This is a genomic window from Trinickia caryophylli, from assembly GCF_034424545.1.
Lineage (GTDB): Bacteria > Pseudomonadota > Gammaproteobacteria > Burkholderiales > Burkholderiaceae > Trinickia > Trinickia caryophylli.
The window spans coordinates 2,513,226-2,538,785 of the sequence record NZ_CP139970.1 but is presented as its reverse complement, the minus strand read 5'-3'; the positions used below and the strand labels follow the sequence as shown (position 1 = coordinate 2,538,785).

17 protein-coding genes are annotated in these 25,560 nt (G+C 64.3%); 9 read left to right on the top strand and 8 right to left on the bottom strand.

The annotated features are described in order from the left end of the window. The first annotated feature begins 168 nt into the window (after positions 1–168). Positions 169–3,795 carry an indolepyruvate ferredoxin oxidoreductase family protein gene (locus tag U0034_RS11400; protein WP_085227719.1) on the top strand — a complete coding sequence of 1,209 codons (3,627 nt, stop codon included), beginning with the start codon at positions 169–171 and terminating at the stop codon, positions 3,793–3,795. An 88-nt stretch (positions 3,796–3,883) separates the two neighbouring features. On the opposite strand, the gene U0034_RS11395 is transcribed toward U0034_RS11400, so the two are convergent. The 5 genes from U0034_RS11395 to U0034_RS11375 all read right to left on the bottom strand — a co-directional run bounded on the left by U0034_RS11395 (position 3,884) and on the right by U0034_RS11375 (position 11,946). Then, positions 3,884–5,086 carry a branched-chain amino acid ABC transporter substrate-binding protein gene (locus U0034_RS11395; RefSeq protein ID WP_085227718.1) on the bottom strand — a complete coding sequence of 401 codons (1,203 nt, stop codon included), beginning with the start codon at positions 5,084–5,086 and terminating at the stop codon, positions 3,884–3,886. A gap of 92 nt (positions 5,087–5,178) precedes the next feature. Further along, a complete protein-coding gene (locus tag U0034_RS11390; RefSeq protein ID WP_085227717.1) occupies positions 5,179–6,456 on the bottom strand; it encodes a sensor domain-containing phosphodiesterase in 1,278 nt (425 codons plus the stop codon). A 222-nt stretch (positions 6,457–6,678) separates the two neighbouring features. Further along, positions 6,679–7,986 (bottom strand): solute carrier family 23 protein, encoded by a 1,308-nt coding sequence (locus tag U0034_RS11385; RefSeq protein ID WP_085227716.1) that lies wholly within the window; start codon positions 7,984–7,986, stop codon positions 6,679–6,681. A 123-nt stretch (positions 7,987–8,109) separates the two neighbouring features. Next, positions 8,110–10,143 carry a methyl-accepting chemotaxis protein gene (locus U0034_RS11380; RefSeq protein WP_176072589.1) on the bottom strand — a complete coding sequence of 678 codons (2,034 nt, stop codon included), beginning with the start codon at positions 10,141–10,143 and terminating at the stop codon, positions 8,110–8,112. A 207-nt stretch (positions 10,144–10,350) separates the two neighbouring features. Continuing rightward, positions 10,351–11,946: a hypothetical protein gene (locus U0034_RS11375; RefSeq protein ID WP_085227715.1), complete on the bottom strand. Its 1,596-nt coding sequence runs from the start codon at positions 11,944–11,946 to the stop codon at positions 10,351–10,353. A 651-nt stretch (positions 11,947–12,597) separates the two neighbouring features. On the opposite strand from U0034_RS11375, the gene U0034_RS11370 reads away from it, so the two are divergent. The 8 genes from U0034_RS11370 (at position 12,598) to U0034_RS11335 (ending at position 22,802) form a co-directional block, all read left to right on the top strand. Next, a complete protein-coding gene (locus tag U0034_RS11370; protein WP_085227714.1) occupies positions 12,598–14,007 on the top strand; it encodes a NarK family nitrate/nitrite MFS transporter in 1,410 nt (469 codons plus the stop codon). Between the two features lie 19 nt (positions 14,008–14,026). After that, positions 14,027–17,833, top strand: coding sequence for a nitrate reductase subunit alpha (locus U0034_RS11365; protein ID WP_085227713.1), 3,807 nt, complete (start codon positions 14,027–14,029; stop codon positions 17,831–17,833). Next, positions 17,830–19,353 (top strand): nitrate reductase subunit beta, encoded by a 1,524-nt coding sequence (gene narH, locus U0034_RS11360; protein WP_085227712.1) that lies wholly within the window; start codon positions 17,830–17,832, stop codon positions 19,351–19,353. Before U0034_RS11365 ends, narH begins: the two co-directional genes overlap by 4 nt. A 2-nt stretch (positions 19,354–19,355) precedes the next feature. Then, positions 19,356–20,066, top strand: a complete 711-nt coding sequence (narJ, locus tag U0034_RS11355; RefSeq protein ID WP_085227711.1) for a nitrate reductase molybdenum cofactor assembly chaperone — start codon at positions 19,356–19,358, stop codon at positions 20,064–20,066. A 2-nt stretch (positions 20,067–20,068) separates the two neighbouring features. After that, positions 20,069–20,797: a respiratory nitrate reductase subunit gamma gene (gene narI, locus U0034_RS11350; protein WP_085227710.1), complete on the top strand. Its 729-nt coding sequence runs from the start codon at positions 20,069–20,071 to the stop codon at positions 20,795–20,797. A 27-nt stretch (positions 20,798–20,824) separates the two neighbouring features. Next, positions 20,825–21,589, top strand: a complete 765-nt coding sequence (locus U0034_RS11345) for a peptidylprolyl isomerase (protein ID WP_085227709.1) — start codon at positions 20,825–20,827, stop codon at positions 21,587–21,589. A 636-nt stretch (positions 21,590–22,225) separates the two neighbouring features. Continuing rightward, a complete protein-coding gene (locus tag U0034_RS11340; RefSeq protein ID WP_085227708.1) occupies positions 22,226–22,504 on the top strand; it encodes a type II toxin-antitoxin system RelE/ParE family toxin in 279 nt (92 codons plus the stop codon). Positions 22,505–22,514: 10 nt separating this feature from the next. Next, the gene (locus tag U0034_RS11335) at positions 22,515–22,802 is read left to right on the top strand and encodes a HigA family addiction module antitoxin (RefSeq protein ID WP_085227707.1); all 288 of its coding nucleotides are present in this window, start codon (positions 22,515–22,517) and stop codon (positions 22,800–22,802) included. Positions 22,803–23,016: 214 nt separating this feature from the next. Here the strand turns inward: U0034_RS11335 and U0034_RS11330 are convergent, their stop codons facing one another. The 3 genes from U0034_RS11330 to U0034_RS11320 form a co-directional block, all read right to left on the bottom strand. Further along, the gene (locus tag U0034_RS11330; protein ID WP_102623167.1) at positions 23,017–23,637 is read right to left on the bottom strand and encodes a LysE/ArgO family amino acid transporter; all 621 of its coding nucleotides are present in this window, start codon (positions 23,635–23,637) and stop codon (positions 23,017–23,019) included. A gap of 254 nt (positions 23,638–23,891) precedes the next feature. Beyond that, positions 23,892–24,518, bottom strand: coding sequence for a tyrosine-type recombinase/integrase (locus U0034_RS11325; RefSeq protein WP_085228550.1), 627 nt, complete (start codon positions 24,516–24,518; stop codon positions 23,892–23,894). Positions 24,519–25,145: 627 nt separating this feature from the next. Next, positions 25,146–25,499, bottom strand: coding sequence for a hypothetical protein (locus U0034_RS11320; protein ID WP_085228548.1), 354 nt, complete (start codon positions 25,497–25,499; stop codon positions 25,146–25,148). Positions 25,500–25,560: the final 61 nt, after the last annotated feature.

Here is a 25,560-nt window from a genome sequence, read left to right as displayed (position 1 = left end):
GAGAAGCCGGGCGGCGGCCCGCAAGATAAGCAAAATCGTTCGTTATTGACGCGAAACAATGAAGGCATCGCCGCATGACGGCGCGGCCGGCCGACGCGCCGGCGCGCGAATGTCGTGCGCCACGAACGGATCCCATGCGCGCATGACGCATGGAATGGAGACAGATCGATGACCGCCCGCCAGCCGATAGCCGGCACGCCCCCGCTCGCCGACTATCGGCTGGCGGACAACCTCACCGCCGTGCGCGGACGCATTTTCCTCACCGGCACGCAGGCCCTCGTGCGGCTCATGCTGATGCAGCGCCGGCTCGATCGCGCGCGAACGTTGCGTACCGCCGGCTTCATGAGCGGCTACCGGGGCTCGCCGCTCGGCATGGTCGACCAGCAGATGTGGAAAGCGAAAAAGCTGCTCGACGCTCACGACGTGCGCTTTCTGCCCGCCATCAACGAGGAACTCGGCGGCACGGCCGTGCTCGGCACCCAGCGCATCGAGGCCGATCCCGAGCGCACCGTCGACGGCGTATTTGCCATGTGGTACGGCAAGGGCCCCGGCGTCGATCGCGCCGGCGACGCGCTCAAGCACGGCAACGCCTACGGTGCCTCGCCGCACGGCGGCGTGCTCGTGGTCGCGGGCGACGATCACGGCTGCGTGTCGTCGTCGATGCCGCATCAGAGCGATTTCGCGATGATCGGCTGGCACATGCCGATCGTGAATCCGTCGAACGTCGCCGAGATGCTCGAGTTCGGCCTGTATGGCTTCGCGCTGTCCCGCTTCTCGGGTGCATGGGTCGGTTTCAAGGCGATTTCGGAGACGGTCGAATCGGGTGCGACGGTCGACCTCGACGCGCTGCAGACCGAATGGTCCGGCTCGCCCGAACACGTGCCGCCGGCCGACGGCTTGCACAACCGCTGGCCCGATCTGCCCAGCCTCGCCATCGAGGCGCGGCTCGCCGCGAAGCTCGACGCCGTACGCAGCTTCGCGCGCGCGAACAGCATCGACAAGTGGATCGCACCGAGCCCGCGAGCCGATGTGGGCATCGTCACCTGCGGCAAGGCGCATCTCGATCTGATGGAAGCCCTGCGCCGCCTCGATCTTTCGCCGGCCGACCTCGACGCGGCCGGCGTGCGGATCTACAAGGTCGGGCTCTCGTTTCCGCTCGAAACGAGCCGCATCGACCGCTTCGTCGACAGATTGCGCGAAGTGCTCGTGATCGAAGAGAAAGGGCCCGTCGTCGAGCAGCAGATCAAGGACCACCTCTATAACCGTACCGAAGGTTCGCGCCCGGTTGTCATCGGCAAGCACGACGCGGCCGGCGCCTCGCTCGTGGCCGCGCTCGGCGAGCTGCGGCCCTCGCGCGTCCTGCCGGTGCTCGCCGACTGGCTCGCCCGCCACCGCCCCGCGCTCGACCGACGCGAACGTGTCGTCGATCTCGTCGCGCCCGCCATCCTGTCCAACGCAGCCGACGCCGTGAGGCGCACGCCCTATTTCTGTTCCGGCTGCCCGCACAATACGTCGACGAAGGTACCGGAGGGCTCGATTGCGCAAGCCGGCATTGGCTGCCACTTCATGGCGTCATGGATGGATCGCGACACGACCGGGCTCATCCAGATGGGGGGCGAAGGCGTGGACTGGGTTGCGCATTCGATGTTCACGCGCACGCGGCATGTGTTCCAGAATCTCGGCGACGGCACCTATTTCCATTCCGGCATTCTCGCGATCCGTCAGGCGGTGGCCGCGCGCGCGAACATCACCTACAAGATTCTTTACAACGATGCGGTGGCGATGACGGGCGGACAGCCCGTGGATGGCAGCATTTCCGTGCCGCAAATCGCGCGGCAAGTCGAGGCCGAAGGCGTGTCGCGCTTCGTCGTGGTCTCGGACGAACCCCACAAGTACGATGGCCACCACGATCTCTTTCCGAAGGGCACGACGTTTCATCCGCGCAGCGAGCTGGACGCGGTGCAGCGCGAGCTGCGCGAAGTCGAGGGCGTGAGCGTGCTCATCTACGATCAGACCTGTGCCGCCGAAAAACGCCGCCGCCGCAAGAAAGGCCAGTATCCGGACCCCGACAAGCGCCTTTTCATCAACGAGGAAGTCTGCGAGGGCTGCGGCGACTGCGGCGTGCAATCGAATTGCCTGTCGGTCGAGCCCGTGGAAACGCCGCTCGGCCGCAAGCGCCGCATCGATCAGTCGTCTTGCAACAAGGACTTTTCCTGCGTGGGCGGCTTTTGCCCGAGCTTCGTGACGGTCGAAGGCGCCACCCTCAAAAAAGCGGCCGGCGTGGCGTTCGACGAAGCCTCGCTCGCCGCGCGCGTCGATGCCCTCCCGCAACCCGCCACGACGCTCGACGCCGCCCCCTACGACATTCTCGTCACGGGCGTGGGCGGCACCGGCGTGGTGACGGTCGGCGCGCTCATCAGCATGGCGGCGCATCTCGAGGGCAAGAGCGCCTCGGTGCTCGACTTCATGGGCTTTGCGCAAAAGGGGGGCTCCGTGCTCTCGTTCGTGCGCTTCGCCCAGCGCGACGAATGGCTCAATCAGGTGCGCATCGACACGCAGCAGGCCGACCTGCTGCTAGCGTGCGACATGGTGGTCGGCGCCAGCGCCGATGCCCTGCAGACTGTGCGCCACGGCCGCACGCGCATCGTCGTCAACACGCATCCGATTCCGAATGCCGCGTTCGTGCGCGATCCCGACGCGAGCCTGCATGCCGATGCGCTGCTCGACAAGATGGGGCACGCGGCCGGGGCTGAGCGCCTCGCGACCTGCGACGCCCAGGCGCTTGCCGGCAAATTCCTAGGCGACACCATCGGCGCCAATATGCTGATGCTCGGCTTCGCGTGGCAGCTCGGGCTCGTGCCCGTCTCGCACGCGGCGCTGATGCGTGCGATCGAACTCAACGACGTGGCCGTGCCGATGAACAAGCTCGCGTTCGCCATTGGCAGGCTCGCCGCCGGCGACACCGCCGCGCTCGAGGCCTTGTGGGCCGAGCGGCACGCCCTCCCGGCTACCGCGGGGCGGCAACGCACGGCCGCGCCCGACGAGCTCGATGCGCTCGATGCGCTCGTCGCCGATCGCGAAGCGCGGCTCGCCGCTTACGGCGGCCCGCGCTATGTCGCGCGTTATCGCGCGCTCGTCGACGCGGCGCGCGAAGCCGCTCGCATCGTGCCGGGCGCCGGCATCGCCGAGGCCGTCGCCGCAACGTTTTATCGACTGCTCGCGGTGAAGGACGAGTACGAAGTGGCGCGGCTTCATTGCGCGCCCGAGTTTCGCGCCGCGCTCGAAGCGCAGTTCGAAGGCGAGGCAGGCCGGAACTTCCGCGTGAAATTCAATCTCGCGCCGCCGATGCTCGCCAAGCCGGACAGCCGCGGTGTGCCGCGCAAGATGACGTTCGGCCAATGGCTGTGGCCCGCACTCGGCGTACTGGCGAAGTGGCGCGTCCTTCGCGGCACGGCTTTCGATCCGTTTGGCCGCACGCTCGAGCGCCGCATGGAGCGCGCGCTGGCGGACGATTACGAGGTCACGATGCGGCAGGCGTTCGTGCGCCTCGATCCGTCGAATGCCGGCGACCCCGCGACGCACGCCACACTCGCGGCACTCGCGTCGCTGCACGCGCGCGTGCGCGGCTACGGCCACGTGAAGCTCGCCAACCTCGCGAGCGTCAAGCGAACCGAGCGCGAACTCGCTGCGCGCCTTGCGATCGAGCCGGCGACGAGCGACGCCGTGCAGGCCGCCCTCGCCGCCGCGAAGGGTGCCGGGTCGCTGCGCGGCATTCCGGTGGTTGTCGCACGCTGACGGCTCGCCGTCGACGGCCGGCAACGGGCGGTCTCGGCTTCAACGCCCCCCGCCCGCGCCCGACACACCCGACACGCCGGCCCGCGCGTTACTCCTTCGCGTCGACCCAGCGCCCGTGCGCATCGCGGCGGCGGTACGGCTCGAAAGCGGCACCCCGCACGATCATCGCCATATAGGGGGCGACGCGCCGGTCCCCCTTCGCATCGAAGGCAATCTCGCCGGTCGCCCCCTTGTATTCGGGAAGGCGCTTCAACGCCGCGGCGATATCGGCCGGCTTCGGCGAGCCCGCCAGCGCGATCGCCCGCGCGATCGCGTGCACGGCGTCGTACTCGTAGGCGGAGTAAGGGCCCGCGGGGCGACCGTAAGTTTGCGCATACGCCTTCACGAACGGCCGCGCGCTTTTCATGAACTGCGGAATCGGCTCGCAGGTGACGATCATGCCGTCCGTGGCCGAGCCGCCGACCTTCATCAGCTCCGGGTCGTTCGCCGCGCCGCCCGCCATCAGCGTGAGCGCGAGGCCGAGCGCACGCGCCTGTCGGGCGAGCAGGCCCGCTTCGGGAAAATAGCCGGCGTAGTAGAAAACGTCCGGCCGGCTGGCCGCGAGCGCGCGCAGCATGGGCGTATAGTCGGTTTGCCCCGGCGTGATCGTTTGGCGAAACACGAGCTCGACGCTTTTTTCCTTCAGCGCCGCGACGGCTCCTTCGGCAAGCCCTTTCGAGTAGGTCGAGCCGTCGTCGACGACGGCCACGCGCCGCGCGTGCAACACCTTGACGATGAAATCCGCCACGAACTCGCTTTCGAGATCGTCGCGGCCGATGGTGCGAAACGCCTCGGGGTAGCCGAGGCTCGTGAGACGCGGGTTGGTCGAGGCGTCGAGTACATACGGCACGCCCGCGCGATGAAAGACGAGCATCTCGGGCAGCGCCGCGCCCGAGCAGTAGCCACCTGCCGCCGCGACGACGCCCGCTCGAACGAGCGCCTGCGCCGCCATCGGGCCGGTGTTCGCATCGCACGCGTCGTCCGCCGGCACGATTTCGACGGCCCGACCGAGCACGCCGCCGCCACGGTTGATCTCGGCTGCCGCCAGCTTCGCCGCGTTCACGATGTCGCTGCCGGCATTCGCGAAGCTGCCCGAGAGCGGCGCGGGCACGCCGATCCTGATCGTCTCCTGCGCGCTCGCCCCACTCGGCGCAAGCGCCGCCACGGCAATCGCACTGGCCAGCAGCTTGCCTGCGCGCTCCAAGGTGCGCCCCATGACGCGCCCCATGACGCGCCCGTTCCATGCCTTCATCGACCCTCTCCAGGACGGCTTCGTTTCGTTTCTGCGCCGTCGAGCAGTGTGTCGGTATATCGGGCCGGCTGCTTAATCCGCAAAAACCACGATCACGCCTCCTCCTCCACCCAGTCGATGTCGCCGCAAAGCACGCACAGGCGCTCGCCGATGCGCACCGCGAGCGAAAGTGTGACGCAGGGCTGCGCTTCGTTGATCGAAAGATACGGCTTGGTCGCGTGCACGCGCTCGGGCGCATCCATCGCCGCGCGGAAATAGGGGCGCCGCATCCAGTTGGCACCCTGAGCGTCGGCAACCGGCATGAAGCGCGCTTCGTCGTGACCGGCCCGGTCGGCGCGCAACACGATATTGCGGCCCGCCTGCTGGCCCTGCTCGTCGAGCAGGAAGCAGCGCGCCGCGCAGTCGAGCGCGAGAAAGTTCCAGCAGACCTCTTCGAGCGGCTCGCCGTCGCTCAGGCGCTCGCCCGCGCGCACGAACGCGCGCAGATAGGGCGCGAGCCGGGCGGCGCGGCGGCGCTCGCGCGCCTCGCCCTGCGTGCGATGGTGCTCGGCCAGCTCGGCGATGCGCGCGGCCGCATAGCCGCTGTCGGCCGAGCCCGCACCCGGGCGGCCGAAATAGAAGCCCTGTACGAAATCGGCGTCGCAGGCGAATGCGAGCTGAGCCTCGTGCTCCGTTTCCACGCCCTCTACGAGCACGAGCTTGCCGGCCTCGTGCAGCAGCGCAACGAAGCCGGGCAGGATAGTCGCGGCCTCGGTCCGATGCGCGGCGTGCGAAAGCATCATGCGATCGATTTTGACGATGTCGGGGTCGAGCTGCCAGATCCGCTCGAGATTCGAGTCGCCGGCGCCGAAATCGTCGAGTGCGATCAGGAAACCCTGCTCGCGCAGACGCCGCGCCTCCTCCGCGATGCGTTCGAAGTCGTGCATCGGTGCCTCCTGCATCTCCAGCACGATGCGCCGCGGCGGGATTCCGAGCCGGGCCAGATTGGCCGCGAAGGCGGCTGCCTGGTACGAATCGGTCAGCGCGCCGGGGTGAACGTTGAGAAAAAGCCACTCCCGCTCGGCCCCTAGCATCTTGAAGTTCTCCAGATGCAGCGTGAGCGCGAGGCGGTCGACGTGATTCAGCTCGCCCTGGCGCGACGCCTCGCCGAAAACGTCCAGCGGCGACACCGGGCAATCGAAGGCATCGTGCGCGCGCAGCAAACCCTCGTAGCCGACGGCGCGCAGGTGCGACAGACTGAAGATCGGCTGGAAAACGCTCGTGAGCGTGAGGTCGCGGTGGCGCAGCGAATAGCGCTGCAGACCCGAAACCATGTCGAACTCGAGGCCGGCCCGGGGGGTGGCGGCCACGTCTTGCAGCATGCTCACCATGACCGCCTCGACAGGCGGCCGGTGGCTGCGAACAGAAGATAGGGGATCATCGGCAACGGCTCCTCGGAAGCTTTTTTGATCGTTGCCGCCCATCAAGCAAGCTCCGTGCGCAGTGCTCCGAGCCCTGGGCAGGTGCGCCGAGTCCGCGTGTCGAACACCGGGGCGCAGGCCGACGCACCATTCAGGTGCGCCTGCCTGACAATCTGCAAGGCATGCGCAACTTTAAAGCACGGGGCCCGGCGCCGCCTCCCGGCGCAGCAATGCATAGAGAATGATGGCGCCGAACGTGGCCGTGCCGATGCCGCCGAGTGCGAAGCCGCCGAACTTCAGGGAGAAATCGCCCGCGCCCACCACGAGCGTGACGGCGGCGACGATGAGATTGCGGTTGTCGGAGAAATCGACGCGATTCGCCACCCAGATGCGCGCCCCCGTCACGGCGATGAGGCCGAACACGACGATCGAAACGCCGCCGAGCACCGGGCCTGGGATCGTCTGAATGACAGCGCCGAACTTCGGCGAGAAGCCGAGCACAATGGCGATCAGCGCGGCCACCACGAACACCAGTGTCGAATAGATCTTCGTCACGGCCATGACGCCGATGTTTTCGGCGTAGGTGGTCACGCCGGTGCCGCCCGCGAAACCCGAGACGACCGTGGCCACGCCATCGCCGACGAATGCGCGCCCGATGTAGCGGTCGAGATTCTGCCCCGTCATCGCGCTCACGGCCTTGATGTGGCCGAGATTTTCGGCGACGAGGATGACCGCGACGGGCGCGATCAGCGCCATCGCATGGGCATCGAACGCCGGTGCCCGGAAGTGCGGCATGCCGAACCACGCCGCATTGGCGACGATCGAGAAGTCGATCGGTTTGCCGAGGCCCATGCCGTTGGTGACAACCGCATAGATCGCATAGGCGATGAGCAAGCCGACCAGGATGAGCAGTCGCTGCACCATGCCGCGCGCGAAGACAGCCACGATGCCGACGCAAAGCACGGTCACGAGCGCCATCCAGGCGTCGAAATTCGACGCGCTGACGCCCTTGACGGCGATCGGCGCGAGATTGAGGCCGATGACGGCGACGATCGAGCCGGTCACGACGGGCGGCATCAGCGCCTCGATCCAGCGCGTGCCGACGACGGCGACGATCAGGCCGATGACGGCATAGACGACGCCGCAGGCTACGATGCCGCCGAGCGCCACCGGAATATTGGGGTTGGGGCCGTGGCCGCTATAAGCGGTGACGGCGATCACGAGGCCAATGAACGAGAAGCTCGAACCGAGATAGCTCGGCACACGGCCGCCCACGACCAGGAAAAAGAGCAGCGTGCCGATACCCGACATGAAAATGCAGAGGTTGGGATCGAATCCCATCAGCAGCGGGGCGAGCACGGTCGATCCGAACATCGCGACGACGTGCTGCACGCCCATCGCCAATGTCTGCGGCCATGCGAGGCGCTCGTCGGGGCCGACCACACGGCCCTCGACTGCGCGCGGCGCCAGGCGCCAGCGCGGGAAATAGGAATCGGCCATGCTCGTTGCACTCCTTTTTGTCGTGACGGCTTGGCGCGCCGCTCGTCGGCGGCGCGCTCGGGTTTGGTCACGCGCGAGTTTAAGGAGGGAGTCAGGCGCTGACAAGGGCGGCCGGGCGGCGGATCAGAACTGCGTCCAGTCGTCGTCGTCCACGGTCACGGTCACGGGCGCGGGGCGCGGCTTCGCGGGGGCGGATGGCTTGGCCACGGCGGGCGTCGCAGCGGGCGTCGCAGGGGGCGGCGCAGGCCGCCGGGGCGCCGGCGAGGCCGCAGTCGGTGCAGGGGTCGCAGCCCCGGGAGCGGGCGCCCGCGCGAGCGTTGTGGATGCGACCGTTGCCGACGCGACCGATGAGGCCCCCGCCGACGAACCGCCTTCGGATACCGGGGCGGCCGTCATGGCCCCCGCTTTCGCGGATGCCGAGGCTTCCACGGACGCTGGCGAGGCGGGGCGACCGGGCCGCGCGGCCGCCGGCCGAACGGGACTCGCACTCGCGGGCGCACTCGCCGGCACACTCGAAGGCGCGGGGCGCGATGCGGCGAGGGCGCGCGGTGCCGTCCCGGATCGCCGGCCATTGCTCGCGCCGTGGCCGGCGTGCCGTGCCGGCGAGCCGATGCTGAAGACGGCCACCGCATCCTTCAACTGGCGCGCCTGGTCGGACATGGCGCCGGCAGCCGCCGCGGCCTCTTCGACGAGCGCGGCGTTTTGCTGCGTGACCTGATCCATCTGCGCGATCGCGCGACTCATTTGATCGATGCCGGTGGACTGCTCTTTCGATGCCTCGGAAATCTCGCCCATGATGTCGGTGACGCGACGTACAGCCTCCATCGCTTCCGACATCGTCGAGCCGGCGCGTTCGGCGAGCGCCGCGCCCGAATCGACGCGAGCGGTCGACCCCTCGATGAGTTCCTTGATTTCCCGGGCCGACGTAGCGCTGCGCTGCGCCAGCGAGCGCACTTCGCTCGCCACGACGGCGAAGCCGCGGCCCTGCTCCCCTGCCCGGGCCGCTTCCACTGCCGCATTCAACGCGAGGATATTGGTCTGGAACGCGATGCTCTCGATGACGGCGATGATGTCGGTCATCCGCTTGGAGCCGGCCGCCAGATCGCGCATCGTATCCACCACTTCGCCCACATAGACGCTGCTTTTTTGCACGATCTCCGTGGCGCCGCCCGCGAGGCCCGTGGCCTGATGCGCATTGTCGGCGTTATTGCGCACGGTGGACGTGAGCTCTTCCATGCTCGACGCGGTTTCCTCGAGGGAGGCCGCCTGCTGCTCGGTGCGCTGCGAAAGATCGGTGTTGCCGCGCGCAAGCTCAGAGGCCGCCCCCGAGATCGAGTCGCTCGACTCGCCGATGCGCGAAACGATCGATACGAGCTTGTCGCGCATGTCCTTGAGCGCCCACAGCAAACTCGTGCTGTCGCCCGCGCGCGTTTCGATGTTCACCGTGAGGTCGCCCGAGGCGATACGGCTCGCGATATGCGCCGCATAGTCGGGCTCGCCACCGAGCTGACGCGCGAGGCGCCGCGCGATGAACTGCGAGAGCAGCACGCCGACGACAACGGACGCCGCAATGAATACCAACATCACGAGGCGGATGGTGAGGTAGCTCGCGGTCGAAGCCTTGACGACGTCCTGCACGACGTCGTGCTTCTTGGCGATCGAAGACTCGAGCACGTCGCGCAACGCATCGCTCGCGGCGGCAACGCGCTGCGCGAGCACGGCCTCGTCGAGGCCGGTCGGCATGGGCTGCGCACCGGCCTCGATGCGCAGCAGCGCTTCCCAGTCCCTCACCTTGCCCTTCGCCTCTTGCACGAGCGCGCGGCCATCGTCGGTCAGCAGAGTGGTCGAGAATTTGTCGAGTGCCGTATGGATGTTCGCGAGCGCATCGAGCACGTGCTCCTTCGACTTCTGTCGCGCCGCGTCGTCATGCGCCAGAGCGAGATTGGCGGCAGCCATGTCGGCCTTGAGCCGGAACTTGTTGGCCTCTTCGATGGCGTAAAGGCCGTCGATCTGCGTCGTACCGATGTCCGCGGCGATCTCGTGCATCGACGAGATCCCCCATACGCCGACACCGCCGACGATGGCACCGAACGCGATCACCACACTGAACGCGATGAGCAGCTTTTTAAGAACCGTCATGCGGTCGAACCCATTCATTTCGTAGTCCTCGATAGGGTCGGAGCAGACCGGCTCCGTTCACATCGTCATGTCGTACCGCGGCCATGCCGCGCGAGGACTGTTTTACGGCGCGCGCAAACGTTTCTTTATCCGCCGCCATTTTTGCGAGCGACCCCACGAAAGAACCAGCGTCACAGTCGGCCGGTCCTTATCCGCCCCATATGGCAATGGGAGGCACCGAGCACGTCAATCGTAGTCGTACTCGTAGTCTTCGCTCCCGCTCGCATCCGAGTCCGGCGGGGCGGCCCGAAGCGGCAACGGGCGCGGCCCGGAACGAATCCTGGGGATTTCGTCCTGGTTACGGCTATCCAGAACGTCATTCGACTTGAAGTAATCGAGCGTATCGCTCAACGCCCGCTTGAGAACGCGGTGCATGGATTTTTGGCCGCCGGTCCAATCCGGCAGGCTTGCGAGTTGATCGTAAGAGAATCGATAACCCGCATCGTCACCGACGTGACTATTCCACCATTGCCTCCATTGCCGCTCGTCGCCAGGCAGCTTCGATGGCAGTTTGGTCGTCGCATGATAGACGGGAATCGTCTCGTTCAGCGAATGTCCACCGTCGAAGTTCAGACCGGCAACGACGCTCAGTATTGCCGCACCCTCGGAAATCGTCGCCGCCCTGCTCTTTAAGCTCCGGATAAAGAAGGCCACGATGTTAGTGGACCCTGACAAGCCGCAAACGACCGGGTAACCCGTACGTAGGGCCGCGGCGTTGTATTGGTGCGGCTGCACGAAGCTATGTTTGACCGTATAGTTTACGGCGCCTTGGCCGAGCTGTTCGACTTTCTTGTATTTCGGGTGTGCCGGTAACCGAATGCCATACTCCGACGTCGGGGTTGGATCGTTCACGCGAGCCCCGCTCCGCTTTGGCACAATATTGAACGTGTAGTTGGCGGTCGCATCGCGAAACCACTGCGGCAGCAACTGCGAATCCACCATAGCGATGGTGTTATAACACTTGACGATCAAATAGGGTACGGAAATCATCTCGAACCCATTCGAGACATTGGTTAACGCCTGCTCGAGAGCATGCATGTCGAAATCGTCGATCAGCCCGGCAACGTGGGGGGCACGCGTGAACCAGGGACGGACGTCGTTTCGAATCAGTCGGCTGAGTTCCGTGAGGAACTTCGTCTTCTCTTCAGTACTTCTCTGCGCGCCGAGCAATTCCGACAGCTCCCTGAACGCCTCCGCCCCCAATTGTCTTGTTGCTTCCATCATTTCGGGGAAGGGTTTCTCGACCAATTCCCGGCAGACTTCAGAATCGAACTTCCTTCCGTAGATATTACTGTTGAGCACACGCCAAATTAGTGCCTCTTGTTCGCCGTTGACCTGCCCCGGGTCGGTTCCTATGAATTTGAGGTATTCCCTGATCAGCTGATTCGCGATTGATTCGTCGGCCGGATTGTAGCGCGCCCTGAGATCGCGCTCGACGCTGTTATCAAATTGACTATATTCGAATCGCCATAATTTCTGCAGATATTCGAGAATCCTGTCGTGATCGGTCATGTTGACCGAGAACCATAGTTTCCGCCCCTCCTTGTAAAGCTCACGTGCCCCGGTGTGCTCGCCGCTCATGTCTCGCACGAGTGAGAGCGCTTGTGCGACGCCATCGCGTGGCGGCATGAAACGTCCAGCGCCGAACCCCGGGGAGGCACCCTGGCTCTCCCAAAGTGCCTTCCAGTCATATTTCGCCAGCGACGTCGAACGCGAGCTGCCCGGCTGCTCCTGCTCGTGTGTCACCGATACCCCCGGGGCATAGCCGAGCGGCGGCGTCATCTGCCGCGTTGACGGCGCCAACCCATATGTTGGGCGTTCCTCCGGCACCGGCGAGTCACTATTGCGTGTCGGGGGGGCGTGATGGGGGGTTTGCGATGGCGAAACGGGAGTAAACATGCCGTTTTCCGAGAGAAAGGCATTGCACACGAAAAAAGGTAGCAAAGCCTGTATGGCAACTCAAGAAGAAGTTCGTGCCTGCTCGAGGTCTCTTCAGTCGGGGAGAAACGTCCAAATCGATGGCGAGCAACCGCGGTTTCATCCCCGTATCGGGATACCGACCGATCCGTGGCGCCCCCATAAAAACCGAACGGTCGGTTGATTCGCGGCCGCCTGCGGGCACTCGAATCGTCGCTGTTCCTACAGGCACGTTCTCCCACGGCCCAACCCGGAGCGACCGCATAGTCGGCCGGGCGCTCGGCCTCAACGCGACATGACGTCGCGAAAACCCGCATTTTTGGCCCAACTTTCGGCTCCTTTGATCTCGCTCAATGCCCCTACTGCCAGTAGGAAGAAATATCGCGCTGTGATGAATTCATTCCGCATCGATCGCGCAAAGACACTGCAGCATGCCGGAGCAACGGGCCGACCGATCCCGGAACGCTTTCCCCTGCCCCAGGCGTGCGCGCTGTCGACATCAAAGGAGAACTTGTAATGCGCACGCAACCGCTCGCTACGCGAAGAGGCCGCACACTCGAGATATGGACGCCTGAGGACAAGGCGTTCTGGGAACGCGAAGGCGAGGCCGTCGCCAAGCTCAATCTCTGGATTTCCGTCCCCGCGCTCTTTCTCGCCTTCGCAATCTGGCAGGTCTGGAGCGCCGTGGCCGTCCAACTGCCCGCGCTCGGCTTCAAATACTCGACGAATCAGCTCTTCTGGCTCGCTGCCGCCCCCGCGCTTTCCGGCGCCACGCTGCGCATCTTCTACTCGTTCATGGTGCCGATCTTCGGCGGCCGGCGCTGGACCGCGATCTCGACGGCCTCGCTGCTCGTGCCCGCCATCGGCATCGGCTTCGCCGTGCAGGACAACACGACGAGCTACCCGACGATGCTGATCCTCGCCCTGCTGTGCGGCTTCGGCGGCGGCAATTTCAGCTCGAGCATGGCCAATATCAGCTTCTTCTTCCCGCGCGAGCGCAAGGGCTCGGCCCTGGGCGTGAACGCGGGCCTCGGCAACCTCGGCGTGTCGGTCGTGCAGTTCCTGAGCCCGCTCGTCGTCACGGCCGGCGTCTTCGGCGTGTTCGGCGGCGCCTCGCAGGCGATCGTCAAGAACGGCGTCATGACGCAGGTGTGGACGCAAAACGCCGCGTTCATCTGGGTGCCCTGGATCCTGATCGCCACGCTCGCCGCCTGGTTCGGCATGAACGACCTCTCGGACGCAAAAGCCTCGTTCGCCGCGCAAGCCGCCATCTTCCGCCGCAAGGACAACTGGCTCATGTGCGTGCTGTACCTCGGCACCTTCGGTTCGTTCATCGGCTATGCGGCCGGCTTCCCGCTGCTCATCAAAAGCCAGTTCCCCGGCATCAACGCGCTCGCCTACGCCTGGCTCGGGCCGCTGATCGGCGCCGTGATCCGCCCGTTCGGCGGCTGGCTCGCCGACAAGCTCGGCGGCGCGCCCGTCACGCTCTGGAATTTCGTGGTGATGGCGCTGGCCGTCGTCGGCGTTCTCTACTTCCTGCCCTCGGGCCCCTCGGGCGGCAGCTTCGGCGGCTTCTTCGCCAGCTTCCTCGTGCTCTTCATGACCTCGGGCATCGGCAACGGCTCCACGTTCCGCATGATTCCCGTGATCTTCCAGGCGCTCAAGCTGCGCGAAGTCAACCCGAGCGACCGCGAGGCCGTGCAACGCGCCACGAAGGAAGGCAATACCGAAGCCGCGGCCACGCTCGGCTTTTCCGCCGCCATGGCCGCATACGGCGGCTTCTTCATCCCGAAGAGCTACGGTTCGTCGATTTCGCTGACGGGCGGCCCCGAAGCCGCGCTGTATCTCTTCATCGGCTTTTACGCGATCTGCATCGCGGTGACGTGGTGGCGCTATGCACGCCGCAACGCACCGATGCCCTGCTGAACAAGACGGATTCCCCACAATGAGCCATTTTCTCGATCGACTCAATCATTTCGCCCTGCCGAAGGAAAGCTTTTCGGAGGGCCACGGCGTCGCCACTGGCGAGGACCGCACCTGGGAAGACGCCTACCGCAACCGCTGGTCGCACGACAAGATCGTGCGCAGCACGCACGGCGTGAACTGCACGGGCTCGTGCTCGTGGAAGATTTATGTAAAAGGCGGCATCGTCACCTGGGAAACGCAGCAAACCGATTACCCGCGCACCCGCTGGGACATGCCGAACCACGAGCCGCGCGGCTGCGCGCGCGGCGCGTCGTACTCGTGGTACCTCTATAGCGCCAATCGCGTGAAGTACCCGATGGTGCGCGCGCGCCTGCTCCAGCGTTGGCGCGCCGCGCTGAAGCTGCATGCGGACCCCGTCGACGCCTGGGCGTCGATCGTCGAGGACGACGCCGCGCGCCGCGATTATCAGAAAGTACGCGGCATGGGCGGCTTCGCGCGCAGCAGCTGGGACGAGGTCAACCGTCTCGTTGCCGCCGCCAACGTCTACACCATCAAGAAGCACGGCCCGGACCGCGTGATGGGCTTCTCGCCGATCCCCGCGATGAGCATGGTCAGCTACGCGGCGGGCAGCCGCTATCTGAGCCTCATCGGCGGCGTGTGTCTGAGCTTTTACGACTGGTACTGCGACCTGCCGCCGTCGAGCCCGCAAATCTGGGGCGAGCAGACCGACGTGCCCGAATCGGCCGACTGGTACAACTCGAGCTACATCATCGCCTGGGGCAGCAACATTCCGCAAACGCGTACGCCCGACGCTCACTTCTTCACCGAGGTGCGCTACAAGGGCACGAAGACGGTTGCCATCACCCCCGACTACAGCGAAGTCGCGAAACTCTCCGACATCTGGCTGCACCCGAAGCAGGGCACCGACGCGGCGCTCGCGATGGCGCTCGGCCACGTGGCGCTCAACGAGTTCTACTTCAAGACGCGCAGCGCCTATTTCGACGACTACGCACGCCGCTACACCGATCTGCCGATGCTCGTGCTGCTCGAAGAGCGCACGCTCGACGACGGCCGGACGGCACTCGCACCGGGCCGCTACGTGCGCGCGAGCGATTTCGACAACGCGCTCGATCAGGCCAACCATCCCGAGTGGAAAACGATCGCCTACGATTCGACCGGCCGAGCTGTCGTGCCGAACGGCTCGATCGGCTTTCGCTGGGGTGCCGACGGCCGTGACGACGTGGGCAAGTGGAACCTCGAGAACAAGGACGCTCGCGACGGCGCCGACGTCAAGCTGCGGCTGTCGCTGCTCGAAGACAGCGATCATCAACACGAGATCGCCGACGTGGCGTTCCCGTATTTCGGCGGCGTCGCCTCGCCTCACTTCCCGTCGAACGCGCAAAAGGGCGACGTCAACGTGGCACGGGTGCCGGTTGCGCGGATGCGCCTGAAGCTCGACGGCAAGGACGCGGACGTGCTCGTCGCGACCGTCTTCGACCTGCAGGCCGCGCAATACGGCATCGACCGCGGCCTCGGCAGCGGCGCGGCGAGCTACGACGACAACGCCGCCTATACGCCGGCGTGGGCCGAAGCGATCACGGGTGTGCCGCGCGAGCAGATCGTCACCGTCGCGCGCGAGTTCGCCGCCAACGCGGACAAGACACAAGGCCGCTCGATGGTCATCATCGGCGCCGGCATGAACCACTGGTATCACGCCGACATGAACTACCGCGGCGTGATCAACCTGCTGATGATGTGCGGCTGTATCGGCAAGAGCGGCGGCGGCTGGTCGCACTACGTCGGCCAGGAAAAGCTGCGTCCGCAAACGGGCTGGACCGCCCTCGCGTTCGCGCTCGACTGGGTCCGGCCACCGCGCCAGATGAACAGCACGAGCCTCTTCTATGCGCATACCGACCAATGGCGCTACGAGAAGCTCGGCGTCGACGAAATCGTCTCGCCGCTCGCGGACAAGACGAAGTTCGGCGGCAGCATGATCGACTACAACGTGCGCGCCGAGCGCATGGGCTGGCTGCCGAGCGCCCCGCAGCTCGCGACAAATCCGCTGCAGGTGGCAAAAGACGCCGCCGCCTCGGGGCTCGATGCGAAGGATTACGTGGCGAAGTCGCTGAAGTCGGGCGCGCTGCAAATGAGCTGCGAGGATCCGGATGCGCCGCAGAACTGGCCGCGCAACATGTTCGTGTGGCGTTCGAACCTGCTCGGCTCGTCGGGCAAGGGGCACGAGTATTTCTGCAAGCACCTGCTCGGCACCGAAAACGGCGTGCAAGGTAAGGACCTCGGGCCCGACGACGCGAAGCCGTCCGAAGTGCGCTGGCACGAGCAGGCGCCGCAGGGCAAGCTCGACCTGCTCGTGACGCTCGACTTCCGCATGAGCACGACGTGCCTCTACTCGGACATCGTGCTGCCGACCGCAAGCTGGTACGAGAAGAACGACCTCAACACGAGCGACATGCATCCGTTCATCCACCCGCTCTCGGCGGCCGTGGACCCCGTGTGGCAGGCACGCTCGGACTGGGAGATCTACAAGGGCTTCGCCAAGGCATTCAGCGATGTTTGCGTGGGCCACCTCGGCGTGGAAAAAGAAGTGGTGCTCACGCCGCTCATGCACGACACCCCGGGCGAGCTCGCCCAGCCTTTCGACGTGCGCGACTGGAAGAAGGGCGAATGCGACCTGATTCCGGGCAAGACGGCGCCGCAGGTGAACGTGGTCGAGCGCGACTACCCGAACCTTTACAAGCGCTTCACCGCGCTGGGCCCGCTGATGACGAACGTCGGCAACGGCGGCAAGGGCATCGCCTGGAAAACCGAAACCGAAGTGAAGCAGCTCGGCGAGCTCAACGGCGTCACGCTCGAAGAGGGCGTGACGAAGGGCATGCCGCGCATCGTCTCGGACATCGATGCCTGCGAAGTGATCCTGCACCTGGCGCCCGAAACGAACGGCCACGTGGCCGTGAAGGCCTGGGAAGCGCTCACGAAGGCCACCGGCCGCGAGCACAAGCATCTCGCGCTCTACCGCGAAGACGAGAAGATCCGCTACCGCGACGTGCAGGCCCAGCCGCGCAAGATCATCAGCTCGCCGACCTGGAGCGGGATCGAAAGCGAGACGGTGAGCTACAACGCCGGCTACACGAACGTGCACGAGCTGATTCCATGGCGCACGCTCACGGGCCGTCAGCAGTTCTATCAGGACCACCCGTGGATGATCGCGTTCGGCGAGGGCTTTTCGACCTATCGCCCGCCCGTGGACCTGAAGGCGACGGCCGGCATCAACAACGTCAAGTCGAACGGCAACCCCGAGGTCGTGCTGAACTTCATCACGCCGCACCAGAAATGGGGCATTCACAGCACGTACAGCGACAACCTGCTGATGCTGACGCTCAACCGCGGCGGCCCCGTGGTCTGGATCAGCGAGGACGACGCGAAGCGCGCCGGCATCGACGACAACGATTGGATCGAAGTCTTCAACATCAACGGTGCGATCGCCGCACGCGCCGTGGTGAGTCAGCGCGTGAACCCGGGCATGGTGCTCATGTACCACGCCCAGGAAAAGATCATCAACACACCGGGGTCTGAAATTACGGGTGTGCGCGGTGGTATCCATAACTCGGTGACGCGCGTCGTGCTCAAGCCGACGCACATGATCGGCGGCTACGCGCAACTGAGCTATGGCTTCAACTATTACGGAACGATCGGCACGAACCGGGACGAGTTCGTGGTCGTGCGCAAGATGAACAAGGTCGACTGGCTCGACACGCCGCGCCAGGACGCGGCGCCCCAGGCCGGCCTGCCCCACGGAGATAAGCAATGAAGGTACGCGCACAGATCGGCATGGTGCTGAATCTCGACAAGTGCATCGGCTGTCATACCTGCAGCGTGACGTGCAAGAACGTCTGGACGAGCCGTCCGGGCGTGGAGTACGCCTGGTTCAACAACGTCGAGACGAAGCCGGGCATCGGCTATCCCAAGGAATGGGAGAACCAGGACAAGTGGAACGGCGGCTGGGTACGCCGTTCGGACGGATCGATCGCACCACGCCAGGGCGGCAAGTGGAAGCTGCTCATGCGCATTTTCGCGAACCCGAATCTGCCGCAGATCGACGACTACTACGAGCCGTTCACGTTCGACTACGAGCATCTGCACAGCGCGCCCGAAATGAAGGCCGCGCCCACCGCGCGCCCGCGCAGCCTGATCACGGGCCAGCGGATGGAAAAGATCGTCTGGGGTCCCAACTGGGAAGAAATTCTCGGCGGCGAATTCTCGAAGCGCAGCAAGGACCGCAACTTCGACGAGATCCAGAAGGACATCTACGGCCAGTTCGAAAACACGTTCATGATGTACCTGCCGCGCCTGTGCGAGCACTGCCTCAATCCGGCGTGCGTGGCATCGTGCCCGTCGGGCTCGATCTACAAGCGCGAGGAAGACGGCATCGTCCTCATCGACCAGGACAAGTGCCGCGGCTGGCGCATGTGCGTGTCGGCCTGCCCGTACAAGAAGATCTATTACAACTGGAAGAGCGGCAAGGCCGAGAAGTGCATCTTCTGCTATCCGCGCATCGAGGCCGGCCAGCCGACCGTGTGCTCGGAAACCTGCGTCGGCCGCATCCGCTACCTCGGCGTGCTGCTTTACGATGCCGACCGCATCGAGGAAGCCGCGAGCGTCGAGAGCGACCGCGATCTCTATCAGGCTCAGCTCGACATTTTCCTCGATCCGAACGATCCGAAGGTGATCGAGCAGGCGCGCAAGGACGGCATCCCCGACGCGTGGCTCGAGGCCGCGCGCCGCAGCCCGGTCTACAAGATGGCCGTCGACTGGAAGGTCGCGCTGCCGCTGCATCCCGAATACCGCACGCTGCCGATGGTCTGGTACGTGCCGCCGCTCTCGCCGATCACCTCGGCCGCGCATGCGGGGCATATCGACGCAAAGGGCGAACTCCCCGACGTGAGCCAATTGCGCATTCCCGTGCGCTATCTGGCCAACCTGTTGACGGCCGGCGACACGGTACCCGTGGTCCGGGCGCTCGAGCGCATGCTGGCGATGCGTACCTGGCAGCGCAGCAAGCACGTGGACGGCGTCGAGAACCATGCCGCACTCGAGCAGGTTCAACTGAGCGTTGCCGAAGTGGAAGAGATGTACCGCATCATGGCGATCGCCAACTACGAAGACCGCTTCGTGATCCCGAGCTCGCACCGCGAGTACGCCGAGAATGCATTCGACGTTCGCGGCGGCTGCGGCTTCAGCTTCGGCAACGGCTGCTCGGACGGCGTGGGCGAGACGAGCCTTTTCGGCAGCTCGAAGCGCCGCACGATTCCGATCAAGGCGGAGGTCTGATCATGCGTACTGGACAAGACGCTCCGACACTCGCGCTGACGCTGCGCGTACTGGCCCGGCTCATCAGCTACCCCGATGCGACGCTGCGCGGCTACCTGCCCGAGATGCGCGACGCGCTGCATGCCGAAGGCGCGCTGAGCGCCGCACGGATTGCCGCGCTCGACGCACTCGTCGACAACCTCGCGAACGGCAACGGTCTCGAAGCGGAAGCCGCTTACGTCGATCTCTTCGATCGCGGCCGCCGCACGGCACTGCATCTGTTCGAGCACGTGCACGGCGATTCGCGCGATCGCGGCCCCGCAATGATCGACCTCATCAAAACGTACGAGGAGGCCGGGCTCGCAATGACGTCGAACGAGCTGCCCGATCATCTGACCGTGGTGCTCGAATTCGCCTCGACCCAGCCGGACGAGCAGGCCGTGGCGTTCCTGCAGGAGATCACGCATCTGCTGCAGAGCATTCACGGCGCGCTCGACGAGCGCAAGAGCGCCTATGCGAGCGTGCTCGCGGCGCTGCTCGAACTCTCGGGGCAGGCTCCGAAGGCCGTCGAACTCGGCGAAGAGCCGGCGCTCGACGAAAGCTGGAGCGAGCCCGTCGTATTCGGCGGGTGCGCCACCGACGGGCAGTCGGCCCATTCGAACCAACCTCAACCGATCAAGATCGTCAGGACGCCGCGCGCGGCCGGAAACGACCTGCACGCGCAAGGAGCTTGAGCATGAGCCACGCTGCTTACACCTTCTTTTTCAGCATCTATCCGTATATCTGCCTCACGATTTTCCTGCTCGGCAGCCTCGTGCGTTTCGATCGCGACCAGTACACGTGGCGAAGCGATTCATCGCAGTTGCTGCGCGCGGGGCAGCTGCGCTGGGGGAGCAACCTCTTTCACATCGGCATTCTGTTCCTGCTGTTCGGGCACACGGCCGGCCTGCTCACCCCGCACGCCCTCTACGAATCGATGATCTCGGCACAGCACAAGCAACTGGTCGCCATCATCTCGGGCGGCACCGCGGGCACGCTGTGCTTCATCGGCCTCACGCTGCTGCTGCATCGCCGGCTGTCGGACCCGCGTATCCGCCTGACGAGCCGCAGGACCGATATCGCGATCCTCGCCATCCTCTGGGTGCAGCTCGTGCTCGGCCTCGTCACGCTGCCGTTCTCGTTCGCCGACCGCGAGACCGCCTCCACGATGCTCGTGCTCGCGAACTGGGCGCAAGGCGTCGTCACGCTGCATCCGGACGCGGCCTCGCTCGTGGCCGTGGAATGGCCGTTCAAGATTCACCTCGTGCTCGGCATGACGATCTTCCTGCTGTTCCCGTTCACGCGCCTCGTTCACATCTGGAGCGGCTTCGGTGCGGTCTCCTACGCATTCCGCCCGTATCAGCTCGTGCGCTCGCGCCGGCTCAACCTGCCGAACGGCCATAACGATCCGCGCGGCCGCGCCTGAGTGCGACGCGACGGATAGGAGTCCAAAATGACATTGCAAAGAACGACGAGCGATATCGCCTCGGTCAACGGCGTCGCGCTGCACGAGGCCGATGAGGTGCTCGGCAAGGAAGAACTGCGCCAGCGCGCCTGCACGGAGCTGCTGCGCCAGGCTGCCATCGAGGCACGGTTGCTGGCGGAAGACGATCCCACGCCCGTAAGCGGCATGATCAGCGTGGAAGCGACGGCCGCGATAGAAGCCCTGCTCGATCAGGCCGTACCCGTTGCCGAACCGGAGGAAGACGCCTGCCGCCGCTATTACGCGGCGTACGCCGGCCGCTACGCGGTGGGCGAGCGCGTACGCGCCCGGCATGTGCTGTTTGCCGTGACGCCCGGCGTCGACGTCGCTCAGCTGCGCACGCGGGCCGAAGCCTGCCTGCTCGAGCTGCGCTGCAAGGAAGAGGACAAGGGCGATCGCTTCGCGCACGCGGCGGGCGAGCTTTCGAACTGCCCGAGCGGTGCGCAAGGCGGTGACCTGGGGTGGCTGACGAGCACCGAATGCGCGCCCGAATTCGCACGCGAACTGTTCGGCAACAAGGAGCTCGGCGTCCTGCCTCGCCTCGTGCTGACCCGCTTCGGCTTTCACGTGGTCGAAGTGCTCGAGCGCGATGCCGGCGAAGTGCCGCCGTTCGAGGCGGTCCGCCCGGCTGTGGGGCAGGCGCTGCGGCAACAGGCGTTTGCGACGGGACTGCGGCAGTACATCGATCTGCTTGCCGGGCAGGCCGAGCTCGAGGGTATCGCGTTCGACGGTTGAGGGAGTTGGGGGCTGGTTGTGGTGACGTGTCGCTTGTAGCCTTCGCTGGGTGCCGGCCGGCGGTTATGGCGGGTGGCAGGCGGCCGTCGGCATCGCCGGCGCGCCACGTCATAGCTCCCCCAGGGGCGCCGCCTACCCAGGTGCGGGGCTCACATGACGATCAGACGAGGTTGGCCTTGCCGGTCGCGAGATCGTAGACGCCCCGGGGCGACTTTCACTTCCCCGCCCTTTCACATACGGCCCGACAACCGGCTTCGATACCATCAGTCGGTCACGTCGGGCCACATCTTTCGATCCTCGCATTCGTGAGGAATCGTCTTCCCCCGTTTGGCCATTACTCCCCTCAGTGACGGACAGCGTGCAGCTATCGCCCAGGTAGCGGACGCCGGTGTATAAGTTGAAACCTCATCGGTCTGTTAATGTCGGGTTGGTCTTAGACAGCGAGACGGCTCGTTGCCGATGGCTGTGATCGACCCGAAGGCGTCACTCCGACCCGCGCCGCTTCGATGGCAGCTACCCGACTACAACGGCCACTTGGCGCAGGCCCGTCTGGCGACGGGCGCTCCGAACTTTCGGAATGGATAAATACACCGGAAGCCATTGTAGTGTGTTGCATTACAGGCTACAATAGCCCTCATGATCAAAACCTTCCGACATAAAGGGCTCGAACGGTTTTTCATGAAAGGCAGCAAGGCTGGAATCCAACCGCATCACGCGACGCGCCTTCGTATCCAGCTAACGGCTCTGAATTCAGCCACAAAGCCGGACGACATGAACGCTCCGGGCTGGAAATTGCATTCGCTCGAAGACGATCTGAAAGGGCATTGGTCAATTTGGGTCAACGGAAACTGGCGGCTGACCTTCACGTTCGAAGGTACGGACGCAATCCTGGTCGATTACCAGGACTATCATTAAGGTGATTGTTATGACGATGATGCACAATCCTGCGCACCCGGGCGAGGTGCTGCGGGAATGGATCCCTGAGGACATGACCGTGGGGCAGGCAGCGCAGGCGTTGCAGATCAACCGCGTTACGCTGTCCAACGTGCTGAATGGCAAGTCGGGCGTGACGGCCAGTTTCGCGCTTAGGCTTGCCGCGTGGCTCGGCACGTCGCCCGAAATGTGGGTCGGCATGCAGGCGCAATGGGATTTGTGGCAGGCGCAGCAGCAGCCTACCCCGAAGATTAAACCGCTTCCTCGGCACGCCGCTTGATGCAATGACCCCGCACCTTGTCGGCATCGGTGTTTTCGGAAGGACGTTGAACGACCCGTTTCTGCCCTTCACACTTCTCCAAAGCGGCCATTCAGTCACCACCAAGGCCAACAAGAAATCCGGCTCCTCACGTCTAGGTGGGGTTGTCCCGAGGGTCTCGCGTCGTAATCGCGGCGGGCAATTGTCATGGGGAGACGTTCGCAGATGCCGATCTTCAAAGGTTGGTCGTGACTAGGTGAGCAGCGATCCCGAACATTGTGACGGCAACGAAGCCGTCAAGCGTTCGCCAGGCGATGCTGCGACAAAAGATCCAGCGGCAAGCATATGAAAGTCGCGAAAGGAAAAGAAACCAGGCAGAGGACGCTATGATCGCGCCGAGAACGAAAGGCCAGCGGGCGCCTGGCGACTTGCTTGCGGTCATCGCCCCGAGCACAAACACTGTGTCGATCCATGCGTAAGGGTTTAGCAGCGACACTACGGCCGTGGCAAGCAACGTTTTTTTGAAAGAAAAACTGGTGCTTACATCTCCAGCATGAACTGTCCGCTCGGTGCCAATTGCAGCGCGGAAAGCCAGCGCGCCATGGCAAATGAGATACGCGACTCCTCCCCATAACGAGATAGAAACGACAATGGGGTGGCTCGTCAGCAGCGCTGTAAAACCGCCGGCGCCGAGTGCAATGAGCAGAGCATCACTGCCGGCGCAAACCGCTACAACAAGAAGCAAATGCTGACCGGAGATCGAGTGTCTGATAACGAATACGTCTTTCGGACCCACAGAGGAGAACAGTCCGAGGCCAAGTAGTAGACCTTCGACAAAGACGGAGGTGTCTAACATGAGTCATGCCGACAACCTCTTAAGCTGAACCGGGGATAGTTACAGTAGATACTGACTATACGAGAGCCGCGTTTGCATTTCAATCTCACCCGAAAATTTAGCACATTGCAGTTGGCGGGTTGCTCACTGCGACGTAACAGCGAATCGGCAATTGCGTTGACGCGCCGATAGCTTCGGAAATCGTTGACGATCCAACCAAGGTCATCGACTGACTGTTCATGGCCGCAAGCGACCGCTCGCCGGCCGCCATGCCATCAAACCTCGGTCTGCTCCGCCATCTCGAGGGCATCGTCGACCTCGATTCCCAGGTAGCGAACCGTACTTTCCAGCTTTGTGTGTCCAAGCAGCAACTGCACCGCTCGAAGGTTCTTCGTCCGCCGGTAGATCAGCGAAGCTTTCGTGCGGCGCATCGTGTGGGTGCCGTATGCGGTATCGTCGAGGCCAATCGATGCGACCCAGCGGTGTACCAGCCGGGCATATTGCCGCGTCGACAGGTGCGGTGACGTATGAATCCGGCTCGGGAACAGAAAATCCGCCGCCTTCAGTCCCCGGGCTTCGATCCACGCTTCGAGGCTCTCCCGGGCCTGTTCTGTGACCTCAAATTGCACCGGCCGCTGGGTCTTCTGCTGCATGACTGTCGCTCTCGACGCCACTTGGCTTCCGTGACGGACATCCTGGACCCGTAACCGCGTGAGGTCGCATGCCCGCAGCTTGCTATCAATCGCGAGATTGAACATCGCGAGCTCACGAACGTTCGACGCCATTTGAAGTCTCGTCCGGATCGCCCAGATTTCCCGAAGCTTCAACGGCGGCTTCTGCCCGGTGAGCTTGCCCTTGTTCCACGGCACGCGGTGGACAACCACGACATTCTCGGATTCCATGACAATCTCCTTTCAAGCGAATGGAGATTGAGTGTGCGCCGCGTCGGGTGGTTGCAGCTCGACCCATAAGAGACAACGATCTTTCTACAAAGCGGCCATTAGACTCGGCGACGTTTACGACTCAAATCAGGAGCAGCAGCGCACCGAAGAAAAACAGGACACATCCTGTAGCAAACTGGGCTTGGAGAAAGCCGCGCCATCCTGGATAGCCATATGGCACCGGCTGGGAGTATCGGGTCGGGATAGGCAGGCGCAAAAGGCAAGTGCGCAACGCGTGTGTGAGCGCGAGCACTCCCCCGGTCAGGATGAATAGCGAAAATGTCCGAGGCGTATCGAACGGAATCGGCATGTCAAATACTTGCATCACAATGAGCACAAGCGTGCCTAGTACCAAAAGTCCGCATAGCAAACGATAGAGGAGAGTAAGGCTCGTCTTTAACCACGTTGGCGCATTGCTCTTGCCTTGAGGTGGAGGCGTCCAGGTCATTCTGTTTGGCGGATGGGGTCCGTGCGTGGGGACAGGATTTGGCCTTGATTTGAATTTAACCTCATCTCATGGTCCATCGACAGATTGATTACGATTCCGAGATCCCCGTCGAGTGTCCAATTCTGGCCGAATCCAGCTCCCTATGGCGCTGCCGCGGCGCCAGTCGAGTCAATGGTGACACAAAAGTGCAGTTGATCCGTCGTTCCTGCACAGCTTTCCAACCATGCCGTTGCGGCCGCTGTGATTGTCCGACGACAGAAGTCGGCAGCCTCCGCTATCGTAAGATGCTCGAGACTCGTAGTTCCCTGCGGCGCGTTCCCGTGGCCGACCCGCCCATCCGAGGACTGAATCCATCCCTCCCAGCCCAAAATCTGGATCTGGTGGTTCGCACAGTAGTCAATCGCAGCGATAGCCGCATCTAGTGGAAGTACGATTTCCTGCTGCGAAATCGATTGCAGCGCGAGTTCGCGCGGCAGAGCTTGCAACTGCATCATTCGGTGCGCTCTTTCGGTTTGGACTTGCCGAGATTGTCAGCAATCCAGCCGACGAAGTCGA